Here is a 17977-nt window from a genome sequence, read left to right as displayed (position 1 = left end):
GGTAACTATATGAATCCAGAAGTCGTTAGCATTCTCACGATGGCCAAAGTTATCCAAACCGCCGTTGCCCCTGTATTTTTAATTACGGGTATTGCTGCGACCTTAGGGGTACTATCAAACCGCTTAGCACGGATCACGGATAGGGCGCGTTTACTTGATCGCAAAATCAATACCACGCAAGATGAAGAGCTCAAAATGCACTTTAGCCGTGAAATGCGCGCACTATTGAAACGGTCTCGTTTTATTCACGTTGCATTTAGCATGAGTGTACTCAGTGCGTTGCTTGTGTGTGCAGTGGTTATGCTGCTGTTCATGTCACACTTGTACAGTATGCCATTGGGTATTACTTTATCGTCTTGTTTTATCGCCGCTATGGTGCTGCTTATTGGCGCGTTTATCTCTTTGCTGGGAGAAATCTTTTTAGCCACCCGCAGTATGCGCAGGGGCATGATATTCAAAGACATCGAGAGTTGATTATTTAAAACTAGTTGCCTCCGTCACAGGGCACTTATCGCAATTGTTTGATTATATTTGTAATTTACATTGAAAATAGGGAAAAATATTAGGGGTTTACTATGAAGAAACTACTTACCGTCACACTATTTAGCTGTCTTGCAGCAACAGCGCAAGCTAACACTATGTTTGAATCGGCTGAAGATGCAATTGAATACCGCCAAGCGTCTTTCCAATTGATCCGTTTCCAGATTGGCAATATGGGCGACATGCTAAAAGGCAAAGTACCATTTGATGCTGAAGTATTTAAGCAACGTGCTCACAATGCTGCACAATTATCGCAAATGCCTTGGGAAGCATTTATCGACGGTTCTGACAAAGGCAATACTGATGCCCTACCAGCCGTTTGGTCAAACAGAGCTGAGTTCGATGGTAAAGCCAAGCAATTTGCCGAGTATGCTCAAGCACTGGCTGTTGCAGCTGACTCTGGCGACAAAAAGCTGATTGCTTCTGCATTTAAAGATTGGGCAAAAGGCTGTAAAGACTGCCATAAATCTTTTAAAGATTAATACCAGTTGTATTAAGTAAATGATCTATCTTGAAGCGGGGAAATAGCTTTAGTAGCAAGGCAAGAATTTTGCTATTTAGTTGTTCTAAATGAGAAATTTTTAACGAAGCTAATATGCTATTTCACCCTTCAAATTGATTAGAGAATTAATTCAATTGGTATAATACCAATCGTATAAAAACAAAACAGCCGCATATTTGCGGCTGCTTACTATCTGAATATCTCGTCACTTGCTTGGTTATTACCAACGACATAGAAACTCAGACATCGCACCGAGTAACCCACAGCCCTGCTTAATCGCACAGCCAAATTGAATTACTGTCAGTGCTAGACTCGTAGATGACGTCTAGTGATCAATCATCAATATAGTCGAAATCATCATCGCCTAGATTTCTACGTAGGCGTTTTTGCTCTAAGTAGTCGTCTAGCTTTCTTTTGACTTTACGCTTTTGCTTGTCATGTTGGTTACGACCCAACTTTTCAAATTCATCGTCTGCAAAATCATCATCAAGCGCATCGTAAGAGAATGTCTTACCCACAACTAACTCCAAAATAAAATAGTCATTAATAAAATGAGAGCCGTCTCTCAAGATCACTATTTAGCGCTAAATTGTCATTCTGAAAAGTGAGAGTTTCTTATCCTTACAATAAAAATTTTTTATTGCCTAATTCATTTTGACAAAAACAACTATATTTTAGTCAATTTCATCACTTTTAGAGCACATTAACTTTCAACAATAAAACATAATATATTGATTTTATTTGAATTTATATTTGGCATTGTTCTTGTAACAACAATCATGCAACTGAGCCAATAAGGATCGACCATGAATAAAATTTTACTACTAACAGCAGCAACAATGATGACAACCACCGTCGCTGCACACGAAAAAAATAACATCACGTTTAGCGGTGACAATTGTGAAGTAGAATTTCAAAATGACGTTAGGATCACGCCTGATAACTTGGTGATCACAACGGCCAAAAACAAAACAGCGGAGATCAACAACCTTGGCGAACTGACACTCAATGGCGAGCGCATTGCACTTAATACACAGCAAAAAACGATGCTCACGCAATACGGTGATGAACTAAGAGGCCGCCTACCACAAGTGGCTGATATTGCTTTTGAAGGCATAAAACTAGCGGGCGTTGCCCTTAATGAAGTGGCGCAAACCTTTAATTTAACCAGTTTAGATAGCATTCATGCTGTGATCGATGACCTCGAAACAGAAGTGCAAAATACGTTTTATCAGCAAGGTGCGTTTGTGATGGGCAAGCAAACCTTTGATGAGTTTGGCCAAAATTTTGATAATCAGTTTGAAGAAAAAATCGAGACCGCAGTACAAGGTGCCATGATGCAATCGATAGGTAGCTTACTGGTTGCGATTGGCAACGAAATGTCTGATGCAAACGGTGATATGAGCAGCTTTGAACAACGTATGGAAAACTTCGCAACGCAAATCGAAACCAAAGTTGAACAACAGGCAGAATCTATTGAGAAAAAAGCCGACGCACTGTGTGGCGATTTTGAACAAATAGCGAAAAACGAAGCTATTGTCGCAAGGTCTATCCCCGCCATGTCAGAGTACCAACTGTTTAAATTTAAATAATCTGACGTTGGCATAACTTACATCTAATTAAAGATACGTTATGCCAACCCTTTCCTTTGTGCATCAGCCAGCTCCCCCAGCGTTTTAATCGCTTGCTCTACCGACGCATCCCACGGCAAACCATAACTGATCCGTATACAATTTTGATACTTTTTGCTGGCACTAAATAGCGTACCAGGCGTAATACTGATCCCGCGCTCTAAGGCTTTTTGGAACAACAAGGCACCATCAACGTGCTTGCCTAAGTCTAGCCACAGCACACAACCACCTTGCGGGCGACTGACTCTTACCTCACTACCAAACGCAACATTCACCGCTTGGATCATACGATCTCGATTCTCAATTAACCGTTTACGGACCAACTTTAAATGGCGCTCGTAGCCTCCAGAGCTGAGAAAGTCCGCCAGTGCCCATTGATTCATTAAAGAGGACGAGCAACTCAACGCACGTTTTATGCGCTTTGCTTTTGCACTAAATTGACTGGCGACCATCCAACCCACTCGATAGCTGGGCGCTGCGGTTTTTGAAAATGACGCACATGTGATCACTAAGCCCTTTTGGCTAAATGCTTGTGCTGGTATGCCACGCTGCTCGGTAAAATATAAATCGCCATACACATCGTCTTCTATCAACACCACGTCACGTTGCTCTAATAGTGCCACCAGCTGCGCACGCCTCGTATCTGGCATAAAGCTACCAAGCGGGTTACTAATACTGGTAGAAAACACACACGCTCGAATATCATGCTTTTCAAGTGCCCGTTCAAGGTCGCTCAGCCAAATGCCATCATCCGGGCAAACCGGTATTTCAATGGCCTTTAACCCTAAGTTTTCAGCCAGTTCAACAATGCCAAAATAACAGGGGGATTCAATCGCTATCACGTCTCCGGGCTTGGTCACCGCTTGTAACGCAATCGCCAATGCTTCTTGCGCGCCATTGGTGATCACCACTTCATCCATATCTATTGCTAAGCCCATATCCAAATAACGCCGCACGATTTGCTTTTTTAAACTATCTAAACCATCCATAGGACCATAATTAATGAGTTCATTCCCTGCTTCTTTCATTGCGCGGCGCATAATTTTGGCAAGCACCTGCTCGGTACCAGCAATGGCGATGGGATTGGCGATACCTAAGGGGATTGCATGTGGCTGATGGATCCCCTTATACACTTGTTCAATCAACGCCTGCTTGTTAACCACTACAGGTTTGGCGGCCAATCGTGCACGCTTCGGTGAGTCGTTGTGCGAAGCTCTGTGGCATAAAAAGTAGCCGGACTTCTCTTTGGCAATGACTTTTCCTTGATCTTCAAGTGCTTGATAGGCCTGCTTTACCGTTGGGATACTGACGTTTAAGTTTTGCGCCATAACACGCAATGAGGGAAGCTTTTCGCCCGGTAAAATGGACTCTTGTTCTGCCATCGACAAGATCATTTGGATCACCTGCTGATAGAGAAAGGCGGAATGTTGGCGTTGAATAACGGTACTCATAAGCAATAATCTGTATAGGTATAAATTAGCAAATTCTGTATATAGCTTATACAGAATAACAGCGTAAACTACAGACTTCCACTGCTGTTTGAATCTAGAGCCGATCATGAAAAATCTATTTCTTTACGCCATCACTGTGTTGATTTGGGGATCAACATGGCTTGCCATTGAATACCAACTTGGCAGCATCAACGAGTTTGTGTCGCTGTTTTACCGCTTTGGCCTCGCCGCGGTTTGTATGTGGGCGTTTGTCATCTATAAGCGTGTGCCAATGCGATTTTCTCGCCGAGATCACGGCTTTTTCATCCTCTTAGCGCTGTGTAACTTTGGTGCTAACTATCTCTTCTTATATTGGGCTCAGGCACATTTAACGTCAGCGATGGCATCAATTGCATTTTCATTATTATTGGTCGTTAACATCGTTAACACTAAGTTGTTTTTTGCCAAACCTATTGCAAAGCGAATTTACTTTGGTGCATCACTGGGCACGCTTGGGATAGTCAGCTTGTTTTGGCACGACTTGGTCGCATTTGATTTGCAAAGCGAGGCCTTCTTGGGATTATCATTAGCTCTATTAGGAACAGTGGTCGCGTCACTCGGTAATATGGTGAGCGTACGCAATTCTAATCAGCAAATTGATGTTATGGCGGGAAATGCGTGGGGTATGCTTTACAGCGCTGTCATGTTAGCAACCTATGTCGCCTTTAGTGAACATCAGTTTATCAACCAAGCGCCGGCATCATATTGGTGGTCTCTGATTTACCTCAGCGTGTTTGGCACCGTCATTGCCTTTGGTTGTTATTTCTCACTACTCAAGAATATTGGGCCTGAGAAAGCGAGTTATTTGATAGTGTTATTTCCTTTTGTTGCCGTGGCCTTGAGTACCTTATTTGAAGGCTTTGAGTGGCAGCAAAACACCTTTATTGGGTTTATTTTGGTCATCCTAGGTAATGCGATTGTACTCACGCCTTTAGATCGCATCTACGCTTGGTTGTCCATTCGGTCCCCAGTTAGAAGTTGAAGTCTTACCAATGCTTTAGCTTCTTACTTTTCAGCGCCATTTTATAATGGCGCTTTTTTTATGTTCAGAGCGCGGCGACAGCAAGTTATCGTCGCAGGCGTGCGCCCAACAATCTCACCATCAGCCTCAATGTCATACCCATCTTGTGCGATATAAAGCTCTGTAATGCGGCCGTGGTGCACATTTCTTGTGCCCATATGACGTTTAAGTAGCATATTGACAAACAATATCACCCGCTGCCAATGCGTTTGCGGTGTAAACCACAGCAGCTCCAGCTGACCGTCATCAAGGCAAGCCATAGGAGCAGGAGTTAACCCTGCCCCAAAGTGTTTGCCATTCGCAAGTAACAACATCATACCCTGCTCAGGCCACGTATTGCTGTGGTAGCGAATGAGTTTGGCAGTAAACAGCGACATTAATCCCGCATAGGTATAGCTCAGCTTTCCTAGCCGTTTGGTCTGTCCTAAGTTATTCATGACATGCGCGTTAAAGCCAATCCCAGCAACATTGACAAACCAGTGCCCATCCACTTTACCCAAATCAATACTTGAGATCTTGTCTGAAAATACAGCTGCTCGCCACTGTGCTTTGGAATAATTAAACTGCCGAGCAAAATCGTTGCCAGTCCCCGCTGGCAGCAGTGCAAGCGTGTTATCCCGTTCAGCAATGGCATTGGCGACTAGGTGTAAAGTGCCATCCCCCCCAATCACCACCACGCTCACTTCCGCCGTAGCTGCTTGAGCAATTGCGTCCCTATCTGCGACAAAGTTTCCAGTGGTATTAAACCAAGTTGCCGTCAACTGTTGTTGTTTTAATTGTTGCTTTAACCATGCAATTTGCGCTTTCCCCTCAGCACCCGCTAAAGGGTTGACTACCACCAGCATAAAAACCCTTAAATACAAAAACTCAACTTATATGAATAAAAAACCAAAACTAAAACCAAAAATCAAAAGAAAAAACCACAAACACCCATATTGATTGGGCTACAACCTAATCAAGACAATCATAATTATGCATAGCCATGCAAAAAAGCCATTAAAACAAAAATGAACAAACCATTAATTCATTAGTTATTTTTATCCGAAAACATCAATTTTTATCGTTTTAAATTTAAACAAATTGCGTGCAAAATAGCCTTGTTTTCAATCATAGCTTATTAGGAGCCAGACATGCTTAATTCAGCTGCACCTTGCAGCCCATCACAAAACACGTTTAACCAAACACAACCAACTAAACAACGTCGTATCAATTGGACGAAGTGGTTGGCAGTATGTGGTCAACACTTAGCGTTAAAAGACGTGATTATGTATAAGTAAGTCTGCACAGAGCATGGCGTCCCAACCCGCCATGCTCTCGTCAGCATTTATTTCAATAGACCATAAAAGCACCACTTCAACCAGCATTTTTGTACAAAACCTCTTCGTCAAACCGCTAATTTCTAGCACAATTTTAAAAAAACCTCACTTTTAGCACATTTTTTAAGCAAACAGTTTAAAAACGGTTTACAGCGCCTAAATCGCTAAGTATTATCTTTGCCCATGGAGAGATGGCTGAGTGGTTGAAAGCACCGGTCTTGAAAACCGGCATACGTTAATAGCGTATCTAGGGTTCAAATCCCTATCTCTCCGCCATTTTTAAAGTATTGCGCCGGAGAGGTGGCCGAGTGGCTGAAGGCGCTCCCCTGCTAAGGGAGTATAGGGTTTGTAGCCCTATCGAGGGTTCGAATCCCTCCTTCTCCGCCATCACTTATAAGAAAACCGCTTAATTGCGGTTTTTTTATGTCTGCGATTTATCACTTCCACACACAACTGGTCAGATGTCTTTAACCTATGCTATGTTGAGATCTAATTGGGGAAATGAGTGTGACTAATGAAAATCCATGTCTTAGAAGGCTATATTCAACATATTTATCTGGTTGAGCACGAAACAGATCTGCTGTTACTCGATGGTTGCTGTCGTGCCGATGTTGAGTTGGTCTGCAACTACATCCTGCAACTGCAAAAGCCACTTAGCGCACTAAAGCTGATTGTGGTCACGCATATGCACCCAGATCATGCCGGTGGCGCGCACAAACTCAAAAAACTCACGGGCGCAAAGATTGCGGCCGCAAATGCCCCCAGTCAATGGTATCGTGGTATTGATGGTGTCATGATGCACCTCTCCGATATGGCACTGGCACTTTGGGTTGCAGGGAGAAAGCGCAAGGCCAAGCGTAACCTTTGGTATCCAAGACAATTATCACCAGATTTTTTCCTAGCGGATGGTGATAGCTTGCCCTACTTTAACGAATGGCAAGCGATACACACACCCGGTCATACGGATAGAGATTTGAGCTTGTATCATCTCCCCAGTAAGCGCATCTATGTGGCGGATTTGACGGTAAAAGTGAAAGGGCAATTTGTTGCGCCTTTTCCGGTATTCTATCCACGCCTATATCGCCAATCTCTTGCCAAAGTAAAGGCTCTACAACCCCACTCCGTGATCTTGGCGCATCAAGGAGAAGTGCTTGCAGAAGAAATTGATTTTAACGCATTGATAGCGCGCGCGCCCAAGCAACCAATGACACATTGGCGCTCGGTGAAGAAGAAGACCAAAAAAGCACTAGGATTAGGAAACTAGCTTTCGTTGATAACCCGCACCAACTGCGCGATGTCCTCCTGACTATTATAAATATGTGGTGAGACACGAATACCGTAGCAACGATTATCCACAGCAATGTCTGCTTGCTTAAGCTGCTCCATCACTGCCTCATGCTGCGAGCCAAAATGCAAAATAGCGGTCCCAGAGCAAGCACTCTGTGCTGTAGGAGAGCGATAAAATTCAGGCAATGCCGCTTGTAACTCAGATAACAAAGCAAAGTTGTACGCTCTTACTTGCTCAATCCCAAGCTCGGCAAAATAGCCAAGGCTGTGCCCCGCATAGATATAAGGTGCCACACTTGGAGTACCGCCCCAAAAACGCAGCGCACTTTCACTCAGCGCAAAATGATGAATATCAAACTCGAATGGATTTTGATGCGAAAACCAGCCAACGTCTTTTGGTTCGCAATAAGGCAAGACATCCTCATTCACCCAGATGAAACCTGCGCCAGGGCCACCGCAGCTCCATTTCACACAAGAGCCGATAACGCAATCCGCGCCCCACTCGCTTAAATTTATTGGTAATACACTAAGTGACTGAGCAATATCAATAATGCTTCGACAACCATATTGGTTAGCAAGGCTAATGATGTCAGCAACAGGCGCCTGCTGACCGCTGTTCGAATAAACATGACTGACAAATACCCAGTCAATTTGCTCGTCAATATAGTGCTGCCACACACTTAAGTCGTGCATATTCATCGCTTCGGGAATATAAACAATCTCAATATTGTCCAGCGCATTTTGTAACGCAAATCCCATGCTGGGGAAGTCTTGCTCACTCATCAATACGCGTACTTTGCGAATGCCACTTTCGGGCAAACTCATCGCCCATTTCGTTAAACCACTGGAAAGGTTTGTTTGCGGACAAAACAGGCGCGCATCCGTGTGTAATAGGGAAGCTAGGGCTGAGGTAAAGCGATCAATACCGCTTAGCCACTGCTGCCAAGGCTCTTGATTTTGTTGTTGCCACGGCACCATAAATTGCTGATGGAAGTCTTCCGCTGCAGATTTCAACATACGACCAACGGAATGACTCAATAAATAGCGACCCGTAGGCAAGTGAAAATCATCCCTATATTGCTTCATGCTTAACCCCTATTGCTTGGCGTAATCGTTTTAAATCATGATACCGAGTAAAGATATCAGCGCGCTCGGCAGCGGCTCGCCTATCTCTTAAGTCTGCGAGTTCTTTGAGTAACACTTCAATCGGTGGACCACTGGCGGTCACTTTGCTTAAGTGCTGTTGCTGCATTGCTTGCGAAGGTTTGGCGATATACTTTTCGACGAGTTGATTGTGATGTTGTATGGCCGTATCTCCATGCAGCTTACACACTTGTATAAACAAGCTACAGGCAGGGCCAAACCAATCACTTTTCGGCCCTTTCACTGCACTCAGAAACGCATCCATTAAATTAGGCGTGCGCATGCATTCACGCAGTGTTGCTTGGTCTTCTGGCATCATATAGAGGAATTTTTCCACCAGCATTTGACCGTAACTAATGTCATTCGCCGGGCATAACCCCAACATCATATCGATAACATTGATACCCGCAAAATCTCCAGCGTTTGCGCCACGATAGACCTCTTTACCAACTCGGTATGGTTTGTAATAGGGTCGTACAACATAAAAGAATGCCTCGGTATCTAGTTCCTTAAATAACTCTCGATTAGACTCTATCACCTCAAGCAGCGCTTGCTTAACTTGTTTGAGTAGCACCAATGACATGGGATGAGAAATTCCCAAATGATGCATTTTCATTAACGATTCGGACGCACGTTTATAGGCAAGAATGGCCTGAGTATTATAGTCGATGAATAAGCGCTCTGCCGGATGGGAAGTAAAGCGCTTATACACGCCGTTGATTGCTCGGTTGTGTGTGGTGAGATGAGCCGTTGCGAAGCGTGGTGTAACTCCCAAAGAGGCACCAATGTGCATAGCCAGTGCCGATGCTTGTGTTAGTGGAGACACCCTTTCACGGCTTGGCTCGGTAATTTCGTGGCGTCTACATGCTGCCATAAATAGACCAACGTTACCGAGTAAGTCGAATGCTTGCTCAAAGCCTTCGTCGGTATTGCCTTCTTCTAGCAAGGCTTGGATCAGTTGATTACCTTCTTCTAATAACTGTGCTTTTAGCGTTTCACCAACGCCTTCAACGTTTGCTTTATCCTGCTGCTGCCAATAAAGATGTTCAAGCTTGTCGTTAAGGTCGACAAACGGACCTCTAATCCAAGCGTCAAATTGTACGGCTAATGGACTCATGATTACTTCTCGTGATTATTCCACAGTTAAGGCTAGCAAATCACCACGAGCATAATTTGCCAATTTTCTCTAAAAGTTTAATACTGATTAGCAAGAATCACTCTTTTATTTAGTTTATGTCGGTAAATCTAGATGCCAAGGACAAATTGCTCCTTAACGCCTTGCAACATAATGCACGTTTGAGTAATGCCTCACTCGCCGAAAAGGCAAACCTTTCCGATACTCCCTGTCTTCGACGCGTAAAACGCTTACAAGATACAGGAGTAATTTCAGGCTATCATGCGGCACTTGATAGAGCGCAAGTTGACCTAAGTATTTTGGTTTATGCATTTATAAAACTCAGTGAAAATACCGCAACTGCAGCGCATTTATTTGAACAACACGTGGAATCTGAAGATCAGGTGATTAGTTGTTCGGTGATCTCCGGAAGTCATGATTACCTCTTGGAAATCGTAGCAAAGGATTTGCCCAGCTATGAACAATTTGCCAAGCATCAATTGGGCGCCTGTAAGGTGATTAGCGGGATTGAATCAACGATTGTCCTCAAGCAAACTTTTGCAAAACGCATATTACCGATCCGCTAACCATTTTTATCGTCATCTGTTCTCGCTATACTGCATGTGATTTTATGCTCATAAGGACCGACTATGCGCCACTACCTTACCTCCACAGTATTTGCTTTTAGCCTGTTTGCCTCACCTTTGCTCATCGCACAAGACTGTGTTACCCAAGTGAGTGATATGTCGCTATTTACCAAGAGCAAAGCATCGGGATTATTCCGCGAAGCGATCGATAAAGGCCCTGTCACCATCGATATAGCGAATATAAAAAACTATAACGATTATATTCGTTCTACCAAGCAAATTATTGAAAGCCGCAATCCCCGCGCTACACTGCCGTGCCCGTTAATAACGCCCACTGCAAAAATACTCAATCTGACAAACCCCAAGGTAAGTGACTTAATCGCGCCATTTTCACTTGAGCATGACAACAAAGATCACGCCATTTTACTTATCCATGGTCTGACCGATTCTCCTTTTACTTTTCACTACCTTGCGGCAGCACTCTATGAAGCAGGATACAATGTCAGAACCATGTTACTGCCAGGCCACGCGACTGCACCAAGCGATTTAACCGAAGTTGATATTGACGATTGGCAAACCCATACGGATTATGCCATCGCACAGACGAGCCAAGATTTTAAGCATTTTTCCGTACTTGGTTATTCCACTGGTGCCGCCTTGGTGCTGAGTAGCATAGCAAAGCATAAGCCCAATAATTTAGGCTCTGTTGCACTTATCTCACCCGCCACAGAGCCACATAATAAGAACGGTTGGCTAGCCAAGTGGATTGATTACGTGCCATTTGTCAATTGGATAGATGAAGACGCAGATTTGGATTTCGCCAAATATGAATCTTTCCCATGGCATGGCGCAACGTTAGCCCATCAGGCTATGGCGCCACTCAAATCACTCACCACTTTGTCAGATGTACCGATGTTTATCAGCTATAGCGATGTCGATACCACCATAGACAATCATGCAACGGCAAAGCTGCTAGAAAAATGGCAACCTAAATCAACATTGACCCAATTTATCTACTCGGAAACGCCATCGGCTAAGCAAGGTGTGAATTATCGGAGCGTGAAAGCCGACAACATTGTCGATATGTCTCATATTGGTATTTTGCAGCCACCTGAACATATTTTTTACGGCCGCAAAGGGCCTTATCGTAATTGCACCAGTTACCACTTAGAAGACCAAGCCTTCATTAACTGCCGCACAGGTAAAACCGTCCATTTTGGCGAGCGTCACGAGAAAAGCATGACGCAATACACCGCTCTTGCGCGGATCACGTTTAACCCTGATTACAGCAACTTCGAGCAAGCACTGCTCGCATTTTTTGACGGCCACAATGACTGAGTACCAACACAGGTTTATTCATTCTCTGACTGAAGTGACAGAAGCACAGTGGGACTGTGTTTCACCATCACATGTATTTACGAGCTACGCGTGGCTGCTTGCATTAGAGTTGAGCGGCTGCACCAGCAAAGAGACTGGCTGGATACCGCATCACCTAATGATTGAACGCCAAGGCGAGTTGATTGCCATTTTGCCAGGCTATATTAAATCGCACTCTTATGGCGAGTACGTTTTTGATTGGGCTTTTGCTGAAGCCTACGAGCGCCATGGATTAGATTACTATCCGAAATGGCTGTGTGGCGTCCCCTTTACACCAACTCAAGGGCCAAGAATATTAACGAAACGTCTATCTTCTTGCTTGCTTGAATATATTGACGCTACGCTCACGAGCCTCGCCCAACTAGGCATTAGTGGAGTCCATATAAACTTTTGTCGTGAAAGCGATTTTCTCACTCAGAGTCATTTAACGATACGCCGCAATGTGCAATTTCATTGGCATAATCAAGGTTACGCCGAGTTCGCTGATTTTCTCGCACGACTCACATCAAGAAAGCGTAAAATGGTCATGAAAGAGCGCCAAGCTGTGACCGCCCAGGGTATTAACATAAGCTGGACTGTTGGCAGAGAAATAAGCACAGCACAACTTGATGCGTTTTTTCTTAGTTACCAGCTCACCTATCTTAAGCGATCGCGACACCACGGCTATCTCTCTCGCGACTTTTTTCAGCAAGTTATCACCTCGATGCCAGATAAGTTTCGTCTTTGCTGCGCCTACTTAAACCACGAAATTATTGCCACTAGTTTATATCTTGTGGATGGTGATACCTTGTATGGTCGCTATTGGGGCGCGATTGAGGATAGTTACGACTTTTTGCATTTTGAGCTGTGTTACTATCAAGGCATAGAGTACGCCATTGCTAATCAGCTTGCTGTTTTTGACGCGGGTGCTCAAGGCGAGCACAAGTTAGTGAGGGGTTTTGAGCCGGTGTGGAGGCAATCGTATCACCGCTTATTTCAACCTGACTTTCAACACGCGCTTGAGGATTTTACCAAGCGCGAAGCGGACGCACTCGGGCATTACTTTACCGAGTGCCAAGCAAAACTACCGTTTAAACACCAATAAGCGATTATTAGCCGGCATCGCATAGTCTTGCTGTAGTGTAAGTCCTTGCTCTGCCGCAAGCGCCAATACCCATTCTTGATCGCGAATGCCACTCTCTTTGTCTTGCGATTTTAAATATGCATCAAACTCTCGGTTACTCTCGCTGGTAAATTCACCTTGATAATTAAACGGCCCATAAACTATCAGGTAGCCGCTTTCTTTAAGGTGTCGTCCAACTCCTGCGATTAAGCGCTCAACGAGTGTTGATGACACAATGTGCAAGGTATTCGCGGTATAGATCACATCATAACGCTGATTAACAGGCCACCCATGGTACAAGTCTAGCGCCAATGGCGGTAAAGCATTTTCTAACTCGGCGTCATCAAGCCACGCTTGAATACCTGCGTGATTAACCTCCCTGTCCGCCGTCTGCCACGTTAAATGCGGTAACGCCGCAGCAAAGTGCACCGCATGTTGACCCGTACCAGAGCCTACCTCTAGCACTTCCAAAGGTTTATTTAGATAGGGAGTGAGCTTTTCTAATATTGGCTGTTTATTATTTTCACACGCTTGAGAGTATGGTTTTGTCATCTCGTTTGCACTATTTTGATCGATTTATGCGCCCCATTGAGGCAAGAATTTATCTCAATTGCAAGGCAAATAGCTAAAACTTCCACTAAGCAATTAAAATTAGAAAAGAAATTTATTTTGGTACAACTTCTGCTAAGTTTAAAGAGTACTAAGAGGAGAAGCGAGCATGAAAATTTCAGAGATCACCCAAATGCCAAGCCAACTTAAAAGCGAAGGACTTGTCCTGAAGAAGCGTAAAAATACCTTCACGAAAAGTCGCGCTTACCGACAAGAAGTCGCTAACCTGATGCAACTCGAAGAACAAGAGAAAGAGCATTCAGAGCAGCAATATCTCCTCGGCTATAATTAATACCAATTGTATTAGGTAAATGAGCTATTTGAAGCGGAGAAATAACTTTAGTAGCTAGGCAAAAATTTTGCTATTTAGTTGTTCTAAATGAGAAATTTTTAACGACGCTAATATGGTATTTCACCCTTCAAATTGATTGGAGACTTAGTGCAATTGGTATAAGCTCAATCACACTTTCTTAAATTCATTTCAGACTCATAGTGAGCTGCTATGGTGAATGCTAAACAAATTGTTTGGCAGTGCGAATACTAAAGCTTGAATTGCCAACCAAACGATGTAATGATAACCATTATCATTACATCGTTTGGTTTTGTATTTATGCAGCTAGCTACTTTATTACAAACTTATCGTGCGAAGCTTAATCGCCACTGCCAGCGACCACAACTCGAGGCGCCGCTCTTGGTTGCGGAATATATTTCGGCAGGCATCGGCATGGCGAAATGGTACGAACGCCATAATAACCCGCTGCTGCAAGAGCTTTATCTTAAAAATACATTGTCCGAACTGTTAGAACAGATTGCCGATCCACTCGTTGATACCGCCATACGTAAACAATGCATGGATCAATTATTTAAACCTTTGTTGGCACTAAAACGGTTTTATAAACATCACCATACTTCGTCACGGCAATTTTTGAAGCTCCAGCGAGATGCGTGCCAAACCTGCCAGCAGTTTAACCCTTTTTATTAGGAGCAACGATGACTACATTTCGTCAAGAATCCGATAGTATGGGAACATTAGATGTTCCTGAGCATGCGCTCTACAAAGCGCAAACACAACGCGCTGTGAATAACTTTCCTATTAGCGGGATCACAATGCCAAGTAGCTTTATCAAAGCATTGGCCTATATCAAACAAGCCGCAGCTGAAACCAATCAATCCCTTGGCCATCTATCAAGTGATAAAGCAAAAGCAATTGTGAGTGCCTGTCAGCAGCTAATTGATGGCAAACACTTAGATCAATTTCCGGTAGATGTCTTTCAGACTGGCTCTGGTACCAGTTCAAATATGAATGCCAACGAAGTGATCGCCACGCTGGCAACTGAATTAAGCGGCGTAGCAATTCATCCTAATGATGACGTTAACATGGGTCAAAGCTCAAACGATGTGATCCCAACAGCGATTCACGTGAGTAGTGCAATCACAGCGGTGTATGACCTTCTGCCAGCACTAAAACACTTATCTAGTAGTATTGAACAAAAAGCAGAGCAAGTAGGTCATCACGTCAAAACTGGCCGGACGCACTTGATGGATGCAATGCCAGTGACCTTTGCACAAACATTAAGTGGCTGGCAAGCGCAAGTTGATAATGCCTGTCAGGGCATTGTTCATTCCTTAGAAAAAGTCTACGAGTTAGGTCAAGGTGGAACAGCGGTAGGCACAGGTATTAATGCCGATCCTCAGTTCGCTAAATTATTTAGCCAAAACCTGAGCACTAACATCGGGATCCGCTTCAGTAAAGGCAACAACTTTTTTTATCATATCGGCTCACAAGACGCGATTGTGGGACTGTCAGGCCAACTTAAAACCTTTGCAGTAGCACAAATGAAGATAGCCAATGACTTGCGCTGGATGAATTCAGGACCGCTTGCTGGCCTAGGTGAAATCGAGCTTGAGGCGCTACAACCAGGCTCTTCAATCATGCCAGGTAAAGTAAACCCAGTTATTCCAGAAGCGGCTGCAATGGCCAGTGCTCAAGTGATAGGTAATGACGCAACGATTAGTGTTGCAGGCCAGTCTGGCAATTTTGAGCTGAATGTTATGCTGCCAGTGATTGCATTAAATATTTTGCAAAGCATTGAGATCCTCTCAAATACCGCGAGGCTACTTGCGGACAAAGCTATTTCAAGCTTTAGGGTGAATGAGCAGAATATTCAAAAGGCACTGGCTAAAAACCCGATTTTAGTTACCGCGCTAAATCCTGTGATCGGGTATGAAAAAGCAGCACAAATTGCCAAGCTTGCCTACAAAGAAGGGCGCCCAATCATAGAGGTCGCTGCTGAGCAAACCGATCTGAGTGAACACGAGCTCCAATCATTACTCGATCCGCAAAAACTCACCAAAGGCGGTCTATAGCGCTGTCCCTCACAGCCTGCAATCACATATAGTGTATGCGGGCTGCAGAGCTTGCTATTCCTTAAGGACTTGCGTAGTTTATTTAGCAAACATTAGGAGAGCATATAATGAACAAGATGATCCCCACTTTACTTGCAACCTTTTTGCTGTTTGGTTGCCAAGAAGAAGTAACTAAAGAAGAAACTGTAGAACAAAAAGCACAAGAGACCAAGCCTGTAAGCGAAAAGCACACCGAAATTAAAGAATCAAAAGAAGCAAGCTTACCTATTCAACAAGATGGTAAAAAGCTCGGTACCTCTGACATCAAAACCCATAAACAATCATTGGAAAGCGTCGTGGCCGACAAAAGCTGTGATAACGATACCCAGTGTAAAGTCATTGCCGTTGGCGATCGTGCCTGTGGTGGCCCCTCTTCTTATCTAGTGTATTCAACAAGATCAGCAGATGAGGCCCAAGTTAAGCAGTTAGCGGAGCAAATTACTACATTAGAGCGCGCCTATAATATGCAAAATCAGATGATGAGTATCTGTCAGCATTTAATTGAACCCGCAACACAATGCGTTGAAAATAAGTGTGTTAAACTAGAAAATAGTCGTCCTACATACTAGAGGCAATAATGAAGTTAGCTATTTCTCTCGCTTGCATCGGCACACTACTTGCGGCGTTATCTGGCTGTGAAATGACACCAAGCGATGCAACAAATCGCTCGAATGCTACGCATACACTCAGCGATATAAGAGCAAATATAGGATGTGATGCAAGCTATCAGTGTAAAGTAATTGGAGTAGGTGAGCGATTAACCTGTGGTGGACCAAGAGAATACCTGATCTATTCAACGAAGCATACTGATGAGCAAGATGTAGAAGCAGTCGTTAGCGCTATTACAAAGCAAGAAAAGCTGAATAACAAAGGAAAAGCGCCAGCGGTTAGTTGTGAACCTGTGATGCCAATACAAACACTATGTATTGCCCATACCTGTCAGGCTGTGCCTCTATAAACTGATGAGCACTCAGGTTATCGGATAAGCTCATTGATCACTGAGATCACCATCACTAACAGCGCACAAATACTCGCATTAATAATGTACTTCACCTCAAGCTGCTTCTTAATCCAATAGCTATACATAAAGCGAATTAAGTAAGTGGCTGAAGTACCAAACAATGCAAATATTACCAACAGTGCAATTAAATGAAATGACACGCTAAATCCCCGCTTTTTAGCCCATCATATCGTTAATTGACCCTTCCTTATAGCCCTTATTGCATAAAACCACATAGCAGCTTCTCGCTTGCAACCTATCGGCGGGTAAACCATCTCCTACCGTGTTGTACTGTGCTTATGTTGTGGTGGGAGTGGGAGCGAGTTCATCTCGCGAGGTTTTCTATATCCCAAACAGCAAACCACCTCCTACCATGTTGTACTGTGCTGATACTGTGGTGGGAGTGGGAACGAGTTTACCTCGCGAGGTTTTCTAAATCCTAGACAGCAAAAAACCCGTCGCATTGCTGCAACGGGTTTCTCTTATTTTGCCCTGGCTCGCTACGAAGTGGGATGTTCTCATTTTTTAAATAGAGAGTCACATGGGTAATCCACACTATCATTGACCGGGGCCGACCCTTCGACTGTTTTGTTTCACTTCTGAGTTTGGGTGACGAGAAACCGAAGCACCGCTTCGCAGTTCGAGGAAGTGAGCTCAAGGACGCGCGAAGGAGAGATGCTACATGGAAGTACTTTACCCCAAATAGCAAAAAACCCGTCGCATTGCTGCAACGGGTTTCTCTTATTTGGCCCTGGCGATGTTCTACTTTCACATGGGTAATCCACACTATCATCGACGCTGTTTTGTTTCACTTCTGAGTTCGGCATGGGGTCAGGTGGGTCCAAAACGCTA

The 17977-nt window shown here is 44.0% G+C and carries 21 protein-coding genes, 2 tRNA genes and 1 rRNA gene; 16 read left to right on the top strand and 8 right to left on the bottom strand.

Annotated elements, in window-relative coordinates; all coding sequences use genetic code 11:
• Nucleotides 1-9 precede the first annotated feature (9 nt).
• Both MHN30_RS22030 and MHN30_RS22025 read left to right on the top strand, forming a co-directional pair.
• Nucleotides 10-474 (top strand): DUF2721 domain-containing protein, encoded by a 465-nt coding sequence (locus MHN30_RS22030; RefSeq protein ID WP_010604205.1) that lies wholly within the window; start codon nt 10-12, stop codon nt 472-474.
• Between the two features lie 101 nt (nt 475-575).
• A complete protein-coding gene (locus tag MHN30_RS22025) occupies nt 576-1022 on the top strand; it encodes a cytochrome c (RefSeq protein ID WP_010378096.1) in 447 nt (148 codons plus the stop codon).
• A 352-nt stretch (nt 1023-1374) separates the two neighbouring features.
• Here MHN30_RS22025 and MHN30_RS22020 read toward each other — a convergent pair whose 3' ends face one another.
• Nucleotides 1375-1560, bottom strand: coding sequence for a hypothetical protein (locus MHN30_RS22020; protein WP_010604204.1), 186 nt, complete (start codon nt 1558-1560; stop codon nt 1375-1377).
• 288 nt (nt 1561-1848) lie between these two features.
• Between MHN30_RS22020 and MHN30_RS22015 the strand changes: the two genes are divergently transcribed.
• Nucleotides 1849-2634: a DUF2884 family protein gene (locus tag MHN30_RS22015; RefSeq protein ID WP_099031410.1), complete on the top strand. Its 786-nt coding sequence runs from the start codon at nt 1849-1851 to the stop codon at nt 2632-2634.
• A gap of 38 nt (nt 2635-2672) precedes the next feature.
• Here MHN30_RS22015 and MHN30_RS22010 read toward each other — a convergent pair whose 3' ends face one another.
• Nucleotides 2673-4232, bottom strand: a complete 1560-nt coding sequence (locus MHN30_RS22010; RefSeq protein ID WP_239361153.1) for a PLP-dependent aminotransferase family protein — start codon at nt 4230-4232, stop codon at nt 2673-2675.
• On the opposite strand from MHN30_RS22010, the gene MHN30_RS22005 reads away from it, so the two are divergent.
• Nucleotides 4231-5145 carry a DMT family transporter gene (locus MHN30_RS22005; RefSeq protein ID WP_039490974.1) on the top strand — a complete coding sequence of 305 codons (915 nt, stop codon included), beginning with the start codon at nt 4231-4233 and terminating at the stop codon, nt 5143-5145. The two genes, MHN30_RS22010 and MHN30_RS22005, sit on opposite strands and share 2 nt — an antisense overlap.
• 41 nt (nt 5146-5186) lie before the next feature.
• Here the strand turns inward: MHN30_RS22005 and MHN30_RS22000 are convergent, their stop codons facing one another.
• A complete protein-coding gene (locus MHN30_RS22000) occupies nt 5187-6029 on the bottom strand; it encodes a YegS/Rv2252/BmrU family lipid kinase (protein ID WP_239361152.1) in 843 nt (280 codons plus the stop codon).
• 285 nt (nt 6030-6314) lie between these two features.
• Between MHN30_RS22000 and MHN30_RS21995 the strand changes: the two genes are divergently transcribed.
• The 4 genes from MHN30_RS21995 (at nt 6315) to MHN30_RS21980 (ending at nt 7764) form a co-directional block, all read left to right on the top strand.
• Entirely contained in the window at nt 6315-6461 is a 147-nt protein-coding gene (locus tag MHN30_RS21995) for a hypothetical protein (protein WP_017219379.1), read from the top strand.
• A 224-nt stretch (nt 6462-6685) separates the two neighbouring features.
• Nucleotides 6686-6776 (top strand) — tRNA-Ser (locus tag MHN30_RS21990).
• 18 nt (nt 6777-6794) lie between these two features.
• Nucleotides 6795-6887 (top strand) — tRNA-Ser (locus MHN30_RS21985).
• 127 nt (nt 6888-7014) lie between these two features.
• Nucleotides 7015-7764 (top strand): MBL fold metallo-hydrolase, encoded by a 750-nt coding sequence (locus MHN30_RS21980; RefSeq protein WP_239361151.1) that lies wholly within the window; start codon nt 7015-7017, stop codon nt 7762-7764.
• Here the strand turns inward: MHN30_RS21980 and MHN30_RS21975 are convergent.
• Together MHN30_RS21975 and MHN30_RS21970 are read right to left on the bottom strand one after the other, a co-directional pair.
• Nucleotides 7761-8873: an aminotransferase class V-fold PLP-dependent enzyme gene (locus MHN30_RS21975; protein WP_239361150.1), complete on the bottom strand. Its 1113-nt coding sequence runs from the start codon at nt 8871-8873 to the stop codon at nt 7761-7763. The two genes, MHN30_RS21980 and MHN30_RS21975, sit on opposite strands and share 4 nt — an antisense overlap.
• On the bottom strand, nt 8860-10047 hold the full coding sequence (locus MHN30_RS21970) for a monodechloroaminopyrrolnitrin synthase PrnB family protein (protein ID WP_239361149.1): 1188 nt from the start codon (nt 10045-10047) through the stop codon (nt 8860-8862). The genes MHN30_RS21975 and MHN30_RS21970 overlap by 14 nt, the downstream gene beginning before the upstream one ends.
• A 116-nt stretch (nt 10048-10163) precedes the next feature.
• Here MHN30_RS21970 and MHN30_RS21965 point away from each other — a divergent pair, with 116 nt between their 5' ends.
• The 3 genes from MHN30_RS21965 (at nt 10164) to MHN30_RS21955 (ending at nt 13092) form a co-directional block, all read left to right on the top strand.
• Nucleotides 10164-10631, top strand: a complete 468-nt coding sequence (locus MHN30_RS21965) for an Lrp/AsnC family transcriptional regulator (protein ID WP_026001098.1) — start codon at nt 10164-10166, stop codon at nt 10629-10631.
• Nucleotides 10632-10694: 63 nt separating this feature from the next.
• Nucleotides 10695-11969, top strand: coding sequence for an alpha/beta fold hydrolase (locus MHN30_RS21960; protein WP_239361147.1), 1275 nt, complete (start codon nt 10695-10697; stop codon nt 11967-11969).
• Nucleotides 11962-13092, top strand: a complete 1131-nt coding sequence (locus MHN30_RS21955) for a GNAT family N-acetyltransferase (protein ID WP_130163238.1) — start codon at nt 11962-11964, stop codon at nt 13090-13092. The genes MHN30_RS21960 and MHN30_RS21955 overlap by 8 nt, the downstream gene beginning before the upstream one ends.
• On the opposite strand, the gene MHN30_RS21950 is transcribed toward MHN30_RS21955, so the two are convergent.
• The gene (locus MHN30_RS21950; RefSeq protein ID WP_211858952.1) at nt 13072-13662 is read right to left on the bottom strand and encodes a DUF938 domain-containing protein; all 591 of its coding nucleotides are present in this window, start codon (nt 13660-13662) and stop codon (nt 13072-13074) included. The genes MHN30_RS21955 and MHN30_RS21950 overlap by 21 nt on opposite strands.
• A gap of 166 nt (nt 13663-13828) precedes the next feature.
• Between MHN30_RS21950 and MHN30_RS21945 the strand changes: the two genes are divergently transcribed.
• The 5 genes from MHN30_RS21945 (at nt 13829) to MHN30_RS21925 (ending at nt 17083) form a co-directional block, all read left to right on the top strand.
• Nucleotides 13829-14011 (top strand): hypothetical protein, encoded by a 183-nt coding sequence (locus tag MHN30_RS21945; protein ID WP_010378070.1) that lies wholly within the window; start codon nt 13829-13831, stop codon nt 14009-14011.
• A gap of 279 nt (nt 14012-14290) precedes the next feature.
• Nucleotides 14291-14701: a hypothetical protein gene (locus MHN30_RS21940; protein WP_010604192.1), complete on the top strand. Its 411-nt coding sequence runs from the start codon at nt 14291-14293 to the stop codon at nt 14699-14701.
• 8 nt (nt 14702-14709) lie between these two features.
• The gene (locus tag MHN30_RS21935; RefSeq protein ID WP_239361145.1) at nt 14710-16086 is read left to right on the top strand and encodes a class II fumarate hydratase; all 1377 of its coding nucleotides are present in this window, start codon (nt 14710-14712) and stop codon (nt 16084-16086) included.
• 107 nt (nt 16087-16193) lie between these two features.
• Complete coding sequence (locus tag MHN30_RS21930) at nt 16194-16694, top strand: hypothetical protein (protein WP_239361143.1); 501 nt, start codon at nt 16194-16196, stop codon at nt 16692-16694.
• A gap of 8 nt (nt 16695-16702) precedes the next feature.
• Entirely contained in the window at nt 16703-17083 is a 381-nt protein-coding gene (locus MHN30_RS21925; protein ID WP_130163234.1) for a hypothetical protein, read from the top strand.
• 17 nt (nt 17084-17100) lie between these two features.
• Here MHN30_RS21925 and MHN30_RS21920 read toward each other — a convergent pair whose 3' ends face one another.
• Nucleotides 17101-17286 (bottom strand): hypothetical protein, encoded by a 186-nt coding sequence (locus tag MHN30_RS21920; RefSeq protein WP_010378060.1) that lies wholly within the window; start codon nt 17284-17286, stop codon nt 17101-17103.
• Between the two features lie 588 nt (nt 17287-17874).
• Nucleotides 17875-17977, bottom strand: a 5S ribosomal RNA gene (gene rrf / locus MHN30_RS21915); the annotation flags it as partial.

The organism is Pseudoalteromonas sp. OF7H-1 (genome assembly GCF_022347825.1).
Taxonomy (GTDB): Bacteria; Pseudomonadota; Gammaproteobacteria; order Enterobacterales; family Alteromonadaceae; genus Pseudoalteromonas; species Pseudoalteromonas maricaloris.
The sequence above is the reverse complement of the archived record's forward strand: the minus strand, read 5'-3'. Positions and strand labels throughout refer to the sequence as shown.

What these genes read in the sequence shown, in the direction of transcription:
- MHN30_RS22030 (WP_010604205.1), top strand. Translation starts at nt 10, where the DNA reads ATGAATCCAGAAGTCGTTAGCATTCTCACGATGGCCAAAGTTATCCAA.
- MHN30_RS22025 (WP_010378096.1), top strand. Translation starts at nt 576, where the DNA reads ATGAAGAAACTACTTACCGTCACACTATTTAGCTGTCTTGCAGCAACA.
- MHN30_RS22015 (WP_099031410.1), top strand. Translation starts at nt 1,849, where the DNA reads ATGAATAAAATTTTACTACTAACAGCAGCAACAATGATGACAACCACC.
- MHN30_RS22005 (WP_039490974.1), top strand. Translation starts at nt 4,231, where the DNA reads ATGAAAAATCTATTTCTTTACGCCATCACTGTGTTGATTTGGGGATCA.
- MHN30_RS22010 (WP_239361153.1), bottom strand. Translation starts at nt 4,232, where the DNA reads ATGATCGGCTCTAGATTCAAACAGCAGTGGAAGTCTGTAGTTTACGCT.
- MHN30_RS22000 (WP_239361152.1), bottom strand. Translation starts at nt 6,029, where the DNA reads ATGCTGGTGGTAGTCAACCCTTTAGCGGGTGCTGAGGGGAAAGCGCAA.
- MHN30_RS21995 (WP_017219379.1), top strand. Translation starts at nt 6,315, where the DNA reads ATGCTTAATTCAGCTGCACCTTGCAGCCCATCACAAAACACGTTTAAC.
- MHN30_RS21980 (WP_239361151.1), top strand. Translation starts at nt 7,015, where the DNA reads ATGAAAATCCATGTCTTAGAAGGCTATATTCAACATATTTATCTGGTT.
- MHN30_RS21975 (WP_239361150.1), bottom strand. Translation starts at nt 8,873, where the DNA reads ATGAAGCAATATAGGGATGATTTTCACTTGCCTACGGGTCGCTATTTA.
- MHN30_RS21970 (WP_239361149.1), bottom strand. Translation starts at nt 10,047, where the DNA reads ATGAGTCCATTAGCCGTACAATTTGACGCTTGGATTAGAGGTCCGTTT.
- MHN30_RS21965 (WP_026001098.1), top strand. Translation starts at nt 10,164, where the DNA reads ATGTCGGTAAATCTAGATGCCAAGGACAAATTGCTCCTTAACGCCTTG.
- MHN30_RS21960 (WP_239361147.1), top strand. Translation starts at nt 10,695, where the DNA reads ATGCGCCACTACCTTACCTCCACAGTATTTGCTTTTAGCCTGTTTGCC.
- MHN30_RS21955 (WP_130163238.1), top strand. Translation starts at nt 11,962, where the DNA reads ATGACTGAGTACCAACACAGGTTTATTCATTCTCTGACTGAAGTGACA.
- MHN30_RS21950 (WP_211858952.1), bottom strand. Translation starts at nt 13,662, where the DNA reads ATGACAAAACCATACTCTCAAGCGTGTGAAAATAATAAACAGCCAATA.
- MHN30_RS21945 (WP_010378070.1), top strand. Translation starts at nt 13,829, where the DNA reads ATGAAAATTTCAGAGATCACCCAAATGCCAAGCCAACTTAAAAGCGAA.
- MHN30_RS21940 (WP_010604192.1), top strand. Translation starts at nt 14,291, where the DNA reads ATGATAACCATTATCATTACATCGTTTGGTTTTGTATTTATGCAGCTA.
- MHN30_RS21935 (WP_239361145.1), top strand. Translation starts at nt 14,710, where the DNA reads ATGACTACATTTCGTCAAGAATCCGATAGTATGGGAACATTAGATGTT.
- MHN30_RS21930 (WP_239361143.1), top strand. Translation starts at nt 16,194, where the DNA reads ATGAACAAGATGATCCCCACTTTACTTGCAACCTTTTTGCTGTTTGGT.
- MHN30_RS21925 (WP_130163234.1), top strand. Translation starts at nt 16,703, where the DNA reads ATGAAGTTAGCTATTTCTCTCGCTTGCATCGGCACACTACTTGCGGCG.